The sequence below is a fragment of the Glutamicibacter protophormiae genome (assembly GCF_016894325.1).
GTDB lineage: Bacteria > Actinomycetota > Actinomycetes > Actinomycetales > Micrococcaceae > Glutamicibacter > Glutamicibacter protophormiae.
The window spans coordinates 2,945,417-2,961,883 of record NZ_CP069806.1 but is presented as its reverse complement, the minus strand read 5'-3'; the positions used below and the strand labels follow the sequence as shown (position 1 = coordinate 2,961,883).

9 protein-coding genes are annotated in these 16,467 nt (G+C 65.7%); 2 read left to right on the top strand and 7 right to left on the bottom strand.

Annotated features, from left to right (window positions below; all coding sequences use genetic code 11):
- Window positions 1-23 precede the first annotated feature (23 nt).
- Window positions 24-2,765 carry an aminotransferase class I/II-fold pyridoxal phosphate-dependent enzyme gene (locus JQN66_RS13820; protein ID WP_239464018.1) on the top strand — a complete coding sequence of 914 codons (2,742 nt, stop codon included), beginning with the start codon at window positions 24-26 and terminating at the stop codon, window positions 2,763-2,765.
- A gap of 70 nt (window positions 2,766-2,835) precedes the next feature.
- On the opposite strand, the gene JQN66_RS13815 is transcribed toward JQN66_RS13820, so the two are convergent.
- The 5 genes from JQN66_RS13815 to JQN66_RS13795 all read right to left on the bottom strand — a co-directional run bounded on the left by JQN66_RS13815 (window position 2,836) and on the right by JQN66_RS13795 (window position 10,172).
- Window positions 2,836-4,098: a serine hydrolase domain-containing protein gene (locus JQN66_RS13815; protein ID WP_204675552.1), complete on the bottom strand. Its 1,263-nt coding sequence runs from the start codon at window positions 4,096-4,098 to the stop codon at window positions 2,836-2,838.
- Window positions 4,088-5,710 carry a biotin carboxylase gene (locus JQN66_RS13810; RefSeq protein WP_204675551.1) on the bottom strand — a complete coding sequence of 541 codons (1,623 nt, stop codon included), beginning with the start codon at window positions 5,708-5,710 and terminating at the stop codon, window positions 4,088-4,090. The genes JQN66_RS13815 and JQN66_RS13810 overlap by 11 nt, the downstream gene beginning before the upstream one ends.
- A gap of 262 nt (window positions 5,711-5,972) precedes the next feature.
- The gene (locus JQN66_RS13805; RefSeq protein ID WP_204675550.1) at window positions 5,973-7,373 is read right to left on the bottom strand and encodes an NAD-dependent epimerase/dehydratase family protein; all 1,401 of its coding nucleotides are present in this window, start codon (window positions 7,371-7,373) and stop codon (window positions 5,973-5,975) included.
- Between the two features lie 195 nt (window positions 7,374-7,568).
- Entirely contained in the window at window positions 7,569-9,074 is a 1,506-nt protein-coding gene (putP, locus tag JQN66_RS13800) for a sodium/proline symporter PutP (protein WP_204675549.1), read from the bottom strand.
- 141 nt (window positions 9,075-9,215) lie between these two features.
- Window positions 9,216-10,172, bottom strand: coding sequence for a LysR family transcriptional regulator (locus JQN66_RS13795; RefSeq protein WP_204675548.1), 957 nt, complete (start codon window positions 10,170-10,172; stop codon window positions 9,216-9,218).
- A 264-nt stretch (window positions 10,173-10,436) separates the two neighbouring features.
- On the opposite strand from JQN66_RS13795, the gene JQN66_RS13790 reads away from it, so the two are divergent.
- A complete protein-coding gene (locus JQN66_RS13790) occupies window positions 10,437-13,928 on the top strand; it encodes a proline dehydrogenase family protein (RefSeq protein ID WP_239464216.1) in 3,492 nt (1,163 codons plus the stop codon).
- Window positions 13,929-14,203: 275 nt separating this feature from the next.
- On the opposite strand, the gene JQN66_RS13785 is transcribed toward JQN66_RS13790, so the two are convergent.
- Both JQN66_RS13785 and JQN66_RS13780 read right to left on the bottom strand, forming a co-directional pair.
- Window positions 14,204-15,655, bottom strand: a complete 1,452-nt coding sequence (locus tag JQN66_RS13785) for an HNH endonuclease (protein ID WP_204675546.1) — start codon at window positions 15,653-15,655, stop codon at window positions 14,204-14,206.
- Window positions 15,656-15,854: 199 nt separating this feature from the next.
- On the bottom strand, window positions 15,855-16,442 hold the full coding sequence (locus JQN66_RS13780) for a hypothetical protein (protein ID WP_204675545.1): 588 nt from the start codon (window positions 16,440-16,442) through the stop codon (window positions 15,855-15,857).
- Between the last annotated feature and the right edge of the window lie 25 nt (window positions 16,443-16,467).

The following is a 16,467-nucleotide window of genomic DNA, read 5'->3' as shown; positions in this document are numbered from 1 at the left end:
GAGCTGAGAGGACAACGGCAACCGTGACAACGAGGTTAGCCAAGAGCAACTACCAGGCAATCGCGACGCCGGAGAGCGCGTGGAGAAAACGCAAGGACGCGTGGGAACACCTGGGCTATGTACTCAGCGAGATCTCCTCCACCCCGGTGGACGTCGCCGGCCGGCGAGAGAACGAGCAGGAAGCGGGGCGGCTGCTCGGGCTGCTGTCCTCGATCGAACCCTACTGGGCCAATCCGGGACTGGAGTTCTTCAACCACGTGGCCGCACTGATGTCCGACGGGCACTACGAGGACGCCATGCGCCTGGTTTATCAGGCCAACCAGACCTTCCGGACCCAGACCCAGTACTTCGACGCCGAGGGCCACGACAACGCCGCGCCCGAGTCCGCAGAACACGGCACCGCCAACGGAGCCTCCCGCCAGGACAGCGCCCGCGCGGTTCCCCAGGTGGAGATCCTGCTGGTGGACAACGGCCCGGCCGAGGAGATCGAGCGCTTCACGGAGGAAATCCTCGAGCAGCGCCAGCGCACCGATCCGTTCCACTACAACTTCGTGGTGGTGCCCAGCGTCGAGGACGCGCTGGCGGCGATCGTCATCAACCCCTCCATCCAGTCGGTGGTGCTCTCGGCCAGGTATTCGCTGGAATCCAGCCGCCGGCTCAGCTCCACGCTGCAGAACTTCATCGCCGGGCGGATGAACGGGTACTTCACCTCCCGGCGCCAGATCCAGGGGCTGCTGGATCTGGAACAGATCCTTGAAAAGCTGCGCCCCGAGCTGCCGGTGTACCTGATCGCCGGGGTGGCGCTGGAATCCATCGCCCACGAGATCACCGGGCGCTTCCGACGCATCTTCTCGCGCAACGACCGCATGGACCTGCACCTGTCGATCCTCGCCGAAATCACCGACCGCTACGACACCCCATTCTTCGCCGCGCTGCAGAAGTACGCCAAGCGCCCCGGCGGCGTCTTCCACGCGCTGCCGATTTCCCGCGCGGCCTCGGTGAAGAACTCGCCGTGGGCGCGGGACCTGGTGGACTTCTACGGCAAGAACCTGCTGCTGGCCGAAACCTCGGCGACCTCCGGCGGGCTGGACTCGCTGCTGGACCCGCAGAGCTCCATCAAGAAGGCGCACGAGCTGGCCGCCCGGGCCTTCCAGAGCCACCGCACCTACTTCGTCACCAACGGCACCTCGACCGCGAACAAGATCGTGCACCAGTCGATCCTCGCCCCGGGGGACATCGTGCTGGTGGACCGCAACTGCCACAAGTCGCACCACTATTCCCTGGTGCTGGCCGGGGCGAACGTGAGCTACCTGGAGGCCTACCCGCTCAACGAACACTCCATGTACGGCGCGGTGCCGCTGGAAGAGATCAAGGGCCGGCTGCTGCAGCTGCGCCGCGAGGGGCTGCTGCACAAGGTCAAGATGCTCACCCTGACCAACTGCACCTTCGACGGGATCATCTACGACCCGCGCAGGGTCATGGAGGAGTGCCTGGCCATCAAGCCCGACCTGGTGTTCCTCTGGGACGAGGCCTGGTTCGCCTTCGCCGGATTCCATCCGATCTACCGCCAGCGCACCGGCATGACCGCCGCGGCGCGCATGGAAAAGCGCATGGAGACCGACGAGTACCGCGAACGCTACGCGGCCCAGGCTGCGGCGCTGCCCGAGCCCGGCACGTCCTCGGATCCGTCCAATGACGAGCTCTGGCTGCGCACGCGGCTGATCCCGGATCCCGAAACCGTTCGCTTGCGGGTGTATTCCACCCAATCGACCCACAAGACCCTGACCTCCCTGCGCCAGGGGTCGATGATCCACATCTACGACCAGGATTTCGCGGCCAGGAACCTGAATACCTTCCGCGAAGCCTATATGACCCATACCTCGACCTCGCCGAACTACCAGATCCTCGCTTCGCTGGACATCGGGCGCCGGCAGGCGGAGCTTGAAGGCTACGCGCTGGTCCAGCGCCAGGTGGACCTGGCCCAGTCCATCGCCCGGGCGGTGAGCCGGAACAAGCTGCTGAACAAGTACTTCCGCATCCTGAACACCGCGGACCTGATCCCGGAGGAATACCGTGCCACACGCACGGCGAATCCGGTGCGGGACGGGCTGGCGGTCTGGGACGAATCCTGGCAGCAGGACGAGCTTGTGGTGGATCCGTCGCGGTTGACGCTGGACATCAGCCGGACCGGGGTGGACGGGGACACCTTCAAGCACACCTACCTGATGGATGGTCACTCGATCCAGGTCAACAAGACCAGCCGCAGCTCGGTGCTGCTGATGACGAACATCGGCACCACCCGGTCGGCCGCGGCGCACCTGATCGAGGTGCTGGTGAAGATCGCCGAGAGCCTGGAACGCCAGAGCCGGATCGACGGCCGGGTGCTGGCGATGGGCACCGTGGAAGGACCGGGAAAGATCCCGCTGCCCGATTTCAGCTCGTTCGCCCCGGAGTTCGACGGCGGTGGCGGCAGCGGCAACATGCGCGCCGCCTACTATCTGACCTACAAGGACCCGGCCACCGAGTTCCTGTCCTCGGCCCAGATCAAGGAGCGCATCGGTGCCGGGCAACGCGTCGTGTCAGCGGTATTCGTCACGCCCTACCCGCCGGGTTTCCCGGTGCTGGTGCCGGGGCAGGTCGTCACCATGGACATCATGCGCTACATGGATGTGCTCGATACCAGGGAGATCCACGGGTACCATCCGGACCTGGGTTACCAGGTCTTCACGAACCGCGCGCTGCGCGAATTCGCCGACGACAGCTAGCGGCGAAGCGCACCAGGACGCCCCGGATGCCGCCAGGCTGTATCCGGGGCGTTGCGCCGTGGTTCCCGCTTCAGGCCGAGCTTCCCAGATGCCGAGCCACTGCTTCGAAGGCCCGCAGGGTGGGGAAGAGCTTGGACGCGTCCTGGGGCAGCGGCCAGCTGGAGAGCTTGACCGCCACCAGCTTCACCGCGGGGTCCATGTAGATCATCTGCCCGTGGATGCCCAGCGCCACCGCGGCGTTCGTGGTGGGATTGGGGAACCAGATCTGGTTGTGGTACCGGCCCCCGGGCATCAGGTTCTCTCCCGGAGACTGCGCGAACGCCTGGAAAAGCTCATCGCTTTGCCGGAAGCTGTCCTCGATCCAGGCCGGGGAGACAACCTGCCTGCCGGTCAGCGCGCGGCCGCCGTTGACGTAGACGTGACCGAAGCGGGCCAGATCCCGCAGCGTGGTGTTGAAGCCGCCGTCGAACATGCCGGTTCCGTATTGGTCCACACCCATCAACAGGTCCTGCTGGGCGCCGAGCTTCGACCATACATATTCGGACAGCAGCTGCTGCAGCGGCGCTGAACCGGAGGCCTCGCAGACCCAGCCCAGCACGTCCGTTTCGCAGGAGCGGTACTCGAATGCTCCGCCATGGGGCCCCTTCGCCTTGAGCGTCAGCAGGAAGTCGTACATCCCGATCGGGCCGATCGACCCGCGCTCCGGCGCCCAGCCAATGGCCTCTTCCAGCAGGCGCACCTCGGCGTTGGGATCCAGGTACTCCTCCGAGAACTGGATGCCCGAACGCATATCCAGGAGGTCGCGCACGCTCGCCCCGGCGTAGCCGCTGCGCGCCAGCGAGGGAACATAGCTGCAGACCTGCCGGGAAGCATCCAGCAGCCCGGCGTCGATGAGTGCTCCGGCCAGGGTGCCCACCAGCGTTTTGCTCACCGACATCAGCAGATGGTCGCTCTGCGCCGTCATCGTGTTGTAGTACTTCTCCCACAGGATCCGCCCGTTGTGGATGACGAGCACCGCGTCGGTGTTCGTCGCATGGATGACCCCGCGCACCGTCAAGGCCGGATCGGTGAAGCTGGATTTGGCGACCTCCAGCTTGCCGAGCTTCTCCTCGGCCAGCGGCAGCTTGACGATCGGCCCGTCGCCGCGTGAGACCCGTACGGTCGGGTGGATGCGCGCGATGTTCTGGAACGAGCGTTTGACGTTCTGCGGGGCCTGCCAGCCCGCGATGGACAGGGCGCCTTGCGGCTCCGGCCGCGCGGGAAGGACGCCTTGCGGCTCCGGCCGCGCGGGAAGGACGCCGTCGCCTGGCGGGCCTGCCGAATCAGTTTCCATTCTCATTGGGAGGTACGTCGATGCCCTTGTACTGGGAACGGATGGAGGAAATGAAATGCTTGGCATCGATGGTGAGCTTGGTTTTCTTCTTGCCTTCGTACTGCAGCTTGGCCTTGGTGACCAGGACCCCAAGATCGGCTCCCTTCCAGCGGTAGTCGTGCTCCCCGTAGATGCGCAGGAAGAACGCTTCCTTGTGGTTCTGCAGCTGGTGCCAGTCCAGGGCGGAGCGTGAGAATTGCAGTTTGCCCCGGGAATCGAGGTAGTAGTTGCCCGTGCGGGGCGCATGGGTCAGGTATTGGAGGATGTCGTCGGTTTCCTTGATGATCATGTGGCTCCACACATCAGCCCCCGACATCTCCTGCCAGCGTTCGTTGATCTCGTCCACATCCAGCGTGAAGTCCACGTCCAAGTACTCCAACAGGTGGAAGAGGAACAGCGGAACGTCCGCATAGGCGCCGGCGGTGACGTTGGTGATCGCGCTGGCCCCGGAAATGCGCGGATTCAGTTCGCCGAGATACACCTGGTCGGTGTCGGTGTCCACCAGCACGTCGACCTCGAAGAATCCGCGGTACCCGGTCTTCTGCAGGCCGCTGCCGACATTCCGTACCAGCTCGATGGCCCGCGCCCGCTGCGAGTCCGTGAGGATGTCGGGGTGCATTTCATTGCCGCACCACCCTCCCTTGTAGGGGGTGAGCTCCTTGTAACCGGCCAGTTCGGTGAGGATCGGCCCCACCACGGTGCCGCAGCGGGTCAAGACCGCCTCGACCGCCACCGGTTGGTTGTTGATGCGCTTCATGACCTTGAGGTCTTCGCCGAGAATGTACTTCGAATACTGGTTCCAGTTCTCTTCGTTGGCGATGAAGAATGTTGTCTTGCCCGAATCCCCGTAGGGGGTTTGCACCACCAAGTCGTCTCCGAGCTTGCCCTTGCGGGCCAGGGCCATCAACTCGTGGTAGCTGGAAGCGGTGCCCAGCACGTTGGGCACCGAAGGAGCCCCGGCGGCGTTGCCCAGCTTGGTGGTGACGATTTTTGAATCAAGCTCGGTGCGCAGGGAAGCCGGGGGAAGGATCAGGTCGTAGCCCAGCTCCTCGCAGATGGATTCGGTCTCTTCGTCGAAGAACACCATGGCGACCTTGGGTCTTGGTCCGCCGACGGTGCGCTGGGAGTCGATGAATTCGCGGACCTCCGAGTTCTCCAGCAGCCAGTTGTTGATCTCCTCGGCGCTGTCGAATTCCACATAGGGTTTCTCGCTGGGGGTGAAGACGCGCGGATGCTGTCCGTCCCACCCGTCGTAATAGGTGATGTAGCTGAACTTCCTCACCCATCGGTCCAGACCCAACAGGTTGACCGGTGTCGCCCCGATGAAATAGATCGGCGTCTGATTGGTGCGGAAGAAATGGCGCACCTCGCTCATGTTCTTCAGCTGCCGCCCGAAGGGCAGCACCCGCGGGGCCGCTTCGGGATGGGGCTCGTCGTTGTAGGCGGCATCCATGGCGGCATTCGCGTTCAGGCCTTCGGTGGCCTGGAGCTGATGACGCAGCTTGGACAGCTCGCTGGGCTTCGGGATTCGGGGACGTGTTATGTGGGACGAACCTTCGAGAATATTGGCCATGTCGGTAGTCGGGTCCTTCTCAAACGGTCAATAGGCAGGGCACTGCGCGCACGGGGTGTGACAGTTTCATGCTCAGCGCTTGCGGTGAGCACAGGAACACCGCGCGGTGAACGGCCGATGAACATTGGCCGGCGTCTGCCGCCGCCTCCCTCTGACATGGCGCGAAGCTGCGGGGACGGCCCGGCTGGGAGCCGGTGTGACCGAAGATGACATGGCGAAGGCCGGCGGATCCGCAAGGGATCCACCGGCCATCGCGGTCCGGCTAGCGTCCGACGGTTGCGGCGAAGTCGGTTTCCTCGAAGACGAAACCAGCCTTCTGCAGGACCTCGCTGGTGGCTTTGCGCCCGGTCAGGACCACCCGGGCGTTGGTTCCCATGGCCGCCGCACCCACCGTGGGAATCAAGCTGCCGGTCGGCAGGCCGGGCATGCCGGCCAGCGAGCGCAGGGCAGCCATCACTTCTTCGTTGCGCAGCGGATTCGGGGCCGTGGCATGCACGATCCCGTCCGGGATCGCAGGCGCTTCCAGGCGCAGCAGGCAGCGGATGACGCGCAGCCAGTCCTCCATGCCGATCCAGCTGAACCACTGCTTGCCGTGGCCGAGCTTTCCGCCCAGCCCGGTGTTCGCCAGCAGGTTCAGCGGGCCGAGCAGCGGGGCATCCGGGTGCATGACCAGCGAGGTGCGCAGGATGTAGCGATGCTCCGCATTGACCTGGGCCTGCGTGAACGCCTTCTCCCAGGCGACAGCCACCCCGGTCATCTCGGGCAGGGCGCGCTCGCCGGTCGGGATGGGGCTGGATTCGGTGAGTTCCGTTTCGCCGGCGTCGGAGAAGATCGCAGTGGTGCTCGACTGGATCCAGGTGGCCAGCTTCGCGCCCTGGGCGGTGGCTTCGGCAAGGGTGCGTGTGGTGCGCACCCGGGAGTCGGTCAGCGCGGCGATGTTCTCCGCGGTGTTGCGCTTGTCCACTCGTTCGCCGGCCAGGTTGACCAGGTGCACCGGGCGGTCGCTGGCGAAGGCGCCGGTCCACGGGCCCTGGTGCTGCCCATCCCAGATGTACTGTTCGGTGGGGAAATCCGCCTCTCGGGTGCGTGAAAGGACCACCACCGAAGCGCCGCGGCAGACCAGATCGGCTGCCAGGTTGCGGCCCAGGAATCCGCGCCCGCCGGCGATGACCACGTGGGCGTCGAGCTTGATGTGCGCGGTGTGGGCGATCAGCCGGTAGAGCCGGGCGGCGGCCACGGCGAAGTCCTCGCATAATTCCTTGCCCACGGTGAACTTGAAGGCCGTGGTTCCCGGGCCGTGCAGCTCGACGGTGAAGTGCAGCATGCAGCCGCCCTCGTGCTCGTCGACCCGCCAGCGCAGCACCATGGAGCCGCCCGGCTGCGGCTGGGTGAACTCGACCATGCGCGCGGCCTGGTTGCGGCGGGTGATGGAGCCTGACGGTGCGGTGGCCCGGTGCAGCGGGCCGAAGACCTTGCCCGGAGGCAGCAGGTCCACCTTGGTGCCCACCCCGCGCTGGTCGTCGTGCACCGTGAAGCCCAGCTGCTTCATCCAGTGCCCGGTCTGCGAGAGATTGCCGACGATCGAGTACACGGCGTCGGCCCCTGCTGCCAGGAACTGGGACTCGGTGCGCTGCCAGTGCGTGAACTTCTTGGTGCTGCTCATCGAGTTTCCCCCTGCGTCGTGGAGCGTGTGGCTTATCCCAAGGCTACTTGGTGCGAGACGGTTCGGAGGGGAAGGCGTGGAAGTGTGCTTCGACTGTTACGCGATGCAGGGCCCGGGGAGAAGGCAACGGCTCCCGCCGTCTCCGAAGTCGGGGACGGCGGGAGCCGGATGAAGGCCAGGCAATGCCAACGAGGCTCAGGCAGTGACCTTGACGCCGAGCTCGTTCTCCATTTCGGTGAATTCTTCCTGCACCTGCTCGTTGTGGCGGTAGGTGCCCAGGGACACCAGCCAGGCAACCAGCAGGTTGATGGCGAAGCCAGGAACGATTTCATACATTGCATTCGAAAGATCTGGGATGTTGCCCCAGACGAAGACGACCACGGCGCCGGAGACCATGCCGGCGAAGGCGCCTATGGCGGTCAGCTTGCGCCAGTACAGGCTCAGCAGCACAATCGGGCCGAAGGCGCCGCCGAAGCCAGCCCAGGCAAACGATACGAGCTTGAGGATCGATGAATTCGGGTCCAGCGCCAGCAGCACGGCGATGACCGCGATAACCAGCACGCCGGCGCGGCCCAGGTTCACCAGGGCCTTCGGGGATGCCTTGCGGCCGGCGATGTTGTACAGGTCCTCCACCAGCGCGGAGGAGCAGACGATCAGCTGCGAGGACATGGTGGACATAATCGCCGCCAGCACCGCCGCCAGCACCAGGCCGGCGATCAGCGGGTGGAAGAAGACCTGGCTGAGCAGCAGGAATACGGTCTCGCTGCTGGACTTGTCCAGCGGGGCGTCGGCGAAGTAGGCGATGCCGATCAGTGCGGTGCACACCGCGCCCAGGGTGGTCAGGAACATCCAGCCGATGCCGATGCGGCGTGCGCTCTTGGCCTCGGCCGGGGTGCGCAGCGCCATGAAGCGCACCAGGATGTGCGGCTGGCCGAAGTAGCCGAAGCCCCAGGCTGCGGTGGAGAAGATCGCGACGATGGCCAGGAAGGTGCCTTTGTCGTCGAAGGAGGAGAACAGGTTGAAGGCCACCGGGTTGGCGTCGGTGATGCGCTGGCCCAGGGTATTGATGTCTCCGACCTGCAGGACTGCCACGATCGGCACCGCGACCAGGGCCGCGAACATCAGCAGGCCCTGGACCATGTCGGTCAGCGAGGCGCCCAGGAAGCCGCCGAACAGCGTGTACAGCAGGGTGATGCCGGCGACGAACAGCAGGCCGGTCATGTACGGCCAGTTGAAGGTGGAGTCGAAGAACTTGCCGGCGGCCACCATGCCCGAGGAGACATAGAAGGTGAAGAAGCCCAGGATGATGATCGAGGAGGCAATGCGCAGCATGTGCGTGCCGTCCTTCAGGCGCTTCTCGAAGTAGCTCGGGATGGTGATCGCGTTCTGCGCGATGGCGGTGTAGGAGCGCAGGCGCGGGGCCACGAACTTCCAGTTCAGCCAGGCGCCGATGAGCAGGCCGATGGCGATCCAGGCTTCGTGCATGCCGCCCAGGTAGATGGCACCGGGCAGGCCCATGAGCAGCCAGCCGGACATGTCCGAGGCGCCAGCCGACAGCGCGGCCACCCACGGCTTCAGGCCGCGGTCGGCCAGCATGTAGTCATCGATGTTGTTGGTGCGGCGATACGCGATATAGCCGATGCCAAGCATGGCGGCCATGTAGATCGCGATCGCGATCATCTGAAAAGTCTGGTCGGACATGTTTCCTCATAACCTGTTCTGCCCGCCGCGATGATGTACCGGGGCGGGACGCGGGTCTTGTGGTGCGAGTCACCACTATGGCACCAATTGGAGGGTTTGTCGCGCGCCCTCCGGAGCGTTGTTACCTAAATGTGACCCAACTCATCGAAGGCGCGGTTTTGGCGGCAGCGGGGCGGCCGACCCCTGTTCGTCGCTCATTCCGGGTTGCCGGTGCAGCAGTGAGCGCACCGCCTGCATGGCCGGGGACTGGGCCGAGGAGTGCCGCATTGCGGTGAAGATGGTGCGCATCGGCGCGCCGGGCAATTCGACCGCGCGCAGCGAGCCGGAATCCGTGCGCAGGACCAGCGCGGGCAGCATCGCCACGGCGTTGCCGGAGGCCACCAGCTGCAGATGGGCCTGCAGGTCCGCGGTTTCGTAGCGAACGTCCGGCTCGAAGCCGGCCAACCGGCAGGACTGCTCGGCCCAGTGGCGGCTGGCGGCTCCGTCGGGCTCCATGACCCAGGGCAGATGCGCGGCGTGCTCCAGCGCGGTGACGCGGTCGAATTCCGTATTGCCCGCCGCGCCCCGGGCCGGCAGGGCCAGCCGGATGGCGTCGTGGGTCAGCACTCGTCGGTCGAGGTTTTCATAGTGCGGGGCGGCGTGCCCCGGGTACTGCTCGGCGACCACCAGATCGAAATTGCGGCTGTTGGTTTCGTGCAGCGCCTCGGCCGGTTCCTGCTGGCTCATCTCCACCCGAAGCTGCGGGTAGGTAGTGCGCAGCTCCCGGAGCACCGGCGGCATCAGGGCCAGCATGGCGGTCTGGAACACGGCCAGGCGTACGGTGCCGGTGACCGTGGAGAGGGTGGCAGCCAGCGCCGCTTCGGCCCGCTCCATGGAATCCAGCAGCTCCTCGGTGTGGGCCACCAGCACCTGGGCCTGCGGGGTCAGTTGCAGGGTGCGCCCGGTGCGGCGCAGCAGCTCCACGCCGGCCTCCGCCTCCAGCTGCGTGAGCTGCTGCGAGACCGAGGAGGGGGAGTAGCTGAGCACGTCGGCCACTTCAGCGATGGTGCCGCGGATGCTCAGTTCCCGCAGCAGCCGCAATCGTCGCAGTTCAAGCATGGTTTACTCCCGCATTTTCCGGTGAATTTCAGACCCTTTGGAAACATTAGCAAATCCGAATGAAATCCTTCGGTTTTGTTCACTTTTGCTTAACCCGCAAAAGGTCCATACTCGATCTTGCACACAGCTTCGCGTGGCGCGTGGTTCCGGACCGGAGCAGGCGGCCAGCACAGCCCAAAACGACCTGAGCGTTCGGTGCCGAACCCCCATGTATGAACCGCATCGAAGGGACCACAAGTGTCTTCCATCAACACCCAGCACATCGTGCCGCCGGCCGTTGACGCCGCCGGCAACGCCCTGACCACCCCGGCCGAACTGGCCGACGACGTCATCAAGCTGGTCCGCCGCTGGCTCACCGAAGCCGCGCAGTTCCCGGCCGACGCCTCCGCCGCCCGTCTGGCCGGAGTGCTCAAGGACCCCAATGGCCTGGACTTCACCGTCGGATTCGTCGACGGCGTGATCCGCCCCGAGGACCTGAACGTCGCCGCCGCCAACCTCAAGGCCCTGGCGCCCAAGGTGCCGGGCTTCCTGCCGTGGTACATGCGCAAGGCCGTGGGCCTGGGCGGCGTGATGGCGCCGATCGTGCCGCAGATCGTGGTCCCTGCAGCCCGCAAGGTGCTGCGCGAGATGGTCGGGCACCTGATCATCGACGCCTCCGATGCCAAGCTGGGCGGCGCGATCTCCAAGATCAAGCGCGAGGGCGTCAACCTGAACGTCAACCTGCTCGGCGAGGCCATCCTGGGCGAGGGCGAAGCGGCCCGCCGACTGGACGGCACCACCAAGCTGCTGGCCCGCGACGACGTGGACTACGTGTCCATCAAGGTCTCCGCCACCGTCGCCCCGCACAACCACTGGGCCTTCGACGAGGCCGTCGAGCACATCATCGAGAAGCTCAAGCCGCTCTACGAGCTGGCCAACCGCGGCGCCAAGAAGAAGTTCATCAACCTGGACATGGAAGAGTACAAGGACCTGGAGCTGACCATCGCGGTCTTCACCAAGATCCTGTCCATGGACGAGTTCAAGAACCTGGAAGCCGGCATCGTGCTGCAGGCCTACCTGCCGGACGCGCTGGGCGCCATGATCCAGCTGCAGGACTTCGCCGCGGCCCGCGTGGCCGACGGCGGCGCGCCGATCAAGGTGCGTGTGGTCAAGGGCGCCAACCTGCCCATGGAAACCATGGAAGCCGACATCCACGGCTGGCCGCTGGCCACCTGGCATACCAAGCAGGACTCCGACACCAGCTACAAGATGGTCATCGACTACGCGCTGCGCCCGGAGCACGTGCAGAACGTGCGGATCGGCGTGGCCGGCCACAACCTGTTCGACGTCGCCCTGGCCTGGCTGCTGGCCAAGTCCCGCGGCGTCACCGGCGGCATCGAGTTCGAGATGCTGCTGGGCATGGCCACCGGCCAGGCCGAGGCCGTGCGCCGCGAAGTCGGCGAGCTGCTGCTCTACACCCCGGTGGTCCACCCCGAGGAATTCGACGTGGCGATCGCCTACCTGATCCGCCGCCTCGAAGAGGGTGCCAGCCAGGAGAACTTCATGTCAGCGGTCTTCGAGCTGGAGAAGAACGAGGCATTGTTCCAGCGCGAGAAGAACCGCTTCCTGGCCTCCCTGGAAGCCATGAGCGAGCAGGTTCCGCCGCCGCACCGCGTGCAGAACCGCCAGGTTCAGGACGAGGCGCTGGCCGGCAAGGTCCAGGGCCTGATCGAGGGCACCACCGAGTTCTTCAACACCCCGGACACCGATCCGGACCTGGGCAAGAACCGCGCCTGGGGCCGCGAGATCCTGGCCAAGATGCAGGACTCGGTGCTGGGCCGCGACCTGGTCTCCTCGCACACCATCCACTCCTCTTCCGAACTGGACGAGGCCATCGCCATGGGCGTGGACGCCGCCGCAGACTGGCAGGCACTGGGCTCGGCCCAGCGCGCCGAGATCCTGCACCGCGCCGGCCAGCTGTTCGAAGAGCGCCGTGCCACCATGCTCGAGGTGCTGGGGTCCGAATGCGGCAAGACCATCGACCAGGGCGACGTGGAAGTCTCCGAGGCCATCGACTTCGCCCACTACTACGCCCAGCGCGGCCGCGATCTGGACACCGTCGACGGCGCAACCTTCGTGCCGTCCAAGCTGACCGTGGTCACCCCGCCGTGGAACTTCCCGATGGCGATCCCGGCCGGTTCCACGCTGTCGGCGCTGGCCGCGGGTTCCGCCGTCATCATCAAGCCGGCCAGCCAGGCCGCGCGCATCGGCGCCGTCATGGTCAAGGCCCTGTGGGACGCCGGCGTGCCGAAGGACGTGCTGCAGCTGGTCTTCGTCGGCGAACGCGAGCTGGGCACCCAGCTGGTCTCCGACGCCCGCGTCGACCGCCTGATCCTGACCGGCGGCTACGAAACCGCGCAGCTGTTCCGTTCCTTCCGCAAGGACCTGCCGCTGCTGGCCGAGACCTCGGGCAAGAACGCCATCATCGTCACCCCGCATGCGGACCTGGACCTGGCGGCCAAGGATGTTGTGCAGTCGGCCTTCGGCCATGCCGGGCAGAAGTGCTCGGCCTCCTCGCTGGTCGTGCTGGTCGGCTCGGTGGCTGAGTCCCGCCGCTTCAACAGCCAGCTGATCGACGCGGTCAAGTCGCTGAAGGTCGGCTACCCGTGGAACCCCGAGTCGCAGATGGGCCCGTTGATCGGCGAACCGGGCGAGAAGCTGGCGCGCGGCCTGACCACCCTGGGCGCCGGAGAGCGCTGGGAACTGAAGCCGCAGCAGCTCGACGACTCGGGCAAGCTGTACTCCCCGGGCGTGCGCTACGGCGTGAAGCGCGGCAGCGAGTACCACCTGACCGAGTACTTCGGCCCGATCCTCGGCGTCATGACCGCCGAGACCCTTGAAGAAGCGGTGGCCCTGGTCAACGAGATCGACTACGGACTGACCTCGGGCCTGCACTCGCTGGACCAGGACGAACTGGCCTACTGGTTGGAGAACATCCAGGCCGGCAACATCTACGTGAACCGCGGCATCACCGGTGCGATCGTGCAGCGCCAGCCGTTCGGCGGCTGGAAGAAGTCGGCCATCGGCGCCGGCACCAAGGCCGGCGGCCCGAACTACCTGGTCGGCATGGGGTCGTGGACCGACGCGCCGGTGACCGAGACCGCCGCCCTGTCCACCTTCGACAACCGTCTGCTGAACACCGCAGGTCTGGACGAGGCAGACACCCAGTGGCTGTCCGCAGCCCTGGGCAGCGACAAGCTGTGGTGGAACACCGAGTTCAACCAGGCCAAGGACCGTTCAGGTCTGCAGGCCGAGCGCAACGTGTTCCGCTACCGCCCGGTGGACGTGACCGTCCGCTATGAGAACGAAACCAGCGGCCACGGTATTGCCGAGGCACTGCGCGTGCTGGCCGCCGGCGTGACCGCGGGCTCGCGCGTGGTGTTCTCCGCTGACGTCGAGCTGCCGCGCGGCGTACGCAACCTGCTGGCCGAGCACTCGGTCACCGTGGTGCGCGAAGATGCCGCGGGCTTCGCAGCCCGCGCCGCCAAGCTGGCTGCCAAGACCGGTCCGGAGTCCTCGGCCCGCATCCGCCTGATCGGCGGATCGCTGTCCGAGGTTGCCGAGGCCACCAACGGCAAGCCGGACGTGGCGATCTACGCCTCGAACGTCACCGGCGCCGGACGCGTGGAGCTGCTGCCGTTCCTGCACGAGCAGGCAGTGTCCATCACCGCCCACCGCTTCGGTACCCCGAACCACCTGAGCGACTCACTGATCTAAGACCCCAAGGGGCTTGACCAGCGCAGGCCGCGGTGCGCATCCCAGAAATGGGAGCGCACCGCGGCCTGCGGGTTTAAATGGCGCTTTTGGGCGGTTCCTCTCTTCGGGGAACCCTGCACTTCGAGTCGCCGCCCGTGGGAGCGACTGTTCAACCGCGATGTCTTTGGGCGTGGGTGGTGGGCAGGCTCCACCCCTGGGTGCGGGGTTGGGCCTGCCCATAGAACAAGGCGGTCCGTGTGGTCCGTGTGGTCGTGGTTGGTGATGCTGCCAGCGGGTTAGTAGATGGTGATGCCGTCGGGATCGGGTGGCGGGTATTTCACCGGGACTGGCGGGATGAGGTGTTCGCCGTGGTAGAGCATGCGGTTCAGCCGGCCCATGCCGGTGGTCGGCGGGCTGGAGGAGACGTATTCGACCCCGGAGGTGGGGCGGATGCGGATGCGGTGCGGGGCGCTGGATTCGACCTCTTCTTCCCAGCCGGGGGCTTCCTTGGCGAGGTTGCAGCTGGCGCATTTGAAGGCGCCGTTGCTGAAGCTGGTGCGTCCGCCTTTGGCGGCTTGTTGTACGTGGTCCAGGTGTTCTGGTTTGTTGGTGCAGTAGGGGGTGCGGCAGAACTGGTCGCGCAGTTGGATCAGGTGGCGTAGTTGGCCTTGGTAGCTGCGTTCGCGGGAGTCCATGGTAACCAGGTCCTGGGAGTTGGGGGCCATGAACAGGCGGCGGAACATCGGGTAGGCGTGCACGCGGGCGGAGAAGTTTTCCTGGATGTGCTGGGGTGGGGTGGTGCCGGCGGTGGCTTGCAGGTCGGCGATGAGTTGGCGGGCGTATTCGGCCGGGATGCTGCCGTAGCCGGGCAGGCTGGCGGTGTCGGGGGTGCGCAGGAACAGGGCCCGGTCGGTCATGACCAGGTTGACGTGCAAGGTGATCGGCAGGGGTTCATCGAGCTGGTGGCCGGTGATGGCGCGGGTGAATAGATCGGCGCGTAGTTGGCTGCGGGAGCGGGGGTCTCCGGCGGCGAGGGCCTTGTTGACTTCGCGGGTGAGGAAGTCGTCCAGGGCGAGGCCGATTTCGGGGGAGACTTTGCCGTTGATGTGGATGCAGTCCTTGCCTTTGCGGATGCGTAGGTAGCGTTCGGCGGTGGCGTGTTCGAGTTCTTCGGTGCGTGGGGTTTCGCGCATGAGGTCGACGGCTTTTTGGGCGGTGTCTTTGGCTTGGGTGGTGCTGGCGCCGTCGAAGAGGTCGGGGTGTTGTTGGTAGAAGCGGTCGAATTCGGTGCGTTCGGCGGTGGTGGAGTCGTCCAGGGGTGTCATGATGGCCAGGATCATGTCTTCGCCGAGGTGGCCGTGTTCGAAGCGGGAGAAGAGGTAGGGCATGTCGGGGATGAGGTTGCGGATGCGGCGCAGGTAGACCAGGGAGCCTTGGGGTGTTTGGTGGCGGGCCAGGGCGATGGCGTGGGCGGTGCCGCGTTCGATGCTGAGCGGGTGGTGTTCGGGGGTGGTGCCGGTCAGGGCGTCCAGGCGGGCGGCGGCGCGGGCTTGGATGGAGGAGTAGAAGGACTTGAACCGTTCGCATTGTTCCAGGACCCGTAGTTGCAGGGCGGGGTCGGTGGAGGCCAGGGCGGTGTTGATGAAGGTGGCGTCCCAGGGGTCCAGGCAGGGGTTTTGTTCGAAGGTCCCTGCTTGCCAGGGGGTGACTTCGAAATAGTCTTGCTCTACTTCGTATGAGTCGAACATACTTTCGTTATATGCTGTTGTTGCGGGGTTGTGAAGAAGTATTTTGACTGGAAAGCGTCCCGCGTGCTAGGGGTGTGGTTCGAAAGTTGGGGCAGAGTGTAGGTGGGGGGTGGTGGGTGTGGGGGTGGTTGGTTGCGGGGTGTGGACAACCACCCGGGCAACGGCAAAACCGCTCCTGGCCACGACAGGCAACGTACGACTAGGCCATGGCGGATTTTCTGTCGGAGAACCGGGCAACCACGAAGTCGGCCAAAGCAGCCAGCGCTGCGGGCACGATGTAGCGGGCGACGGTGACCACAACGAAGAGCGTGAAAGTTCCCTCGGTGGACCGGGCGACGGCCTGCACTGCGAAGCCCATGCCCACGGTGGAGGCCAGCCCGACCAGCCAGCCTGCCAGTCGGCGCTGGCGCAGGATGAACCAGCCGGTCATGCTCAGTACCGGCAGCAGCAGGCCCCAAGCGGTGAAGTAGCCTGCGTATGCGCCGGTCAGGTCGAGCGCCGAGACCAGGAACCAGTCGGCGTATTGCACCGAACCTAGCACGGGCAGCTTGAGCAGCACATCGAGAACCAAGGACAGCAGCACCAGCCCGATCCCGAAGATCTTCGTGTCCCGCGGCAGCGACAGCAGCCAGAAGCTGGCGAGCACGAGAACCCGGATGGCCCACAGGGCGATGACCGACAGCACGCTGGTATCGAAGACGTAGTGCGCGGTGGCCAGGATGGTCGAGCCGATGATGCCGCTCAGGGCCACCAGCCAAACGACGATCAGCCGGGCGGACAAATTCACAAGGGGTTTCTCTTCTCGCACCCCA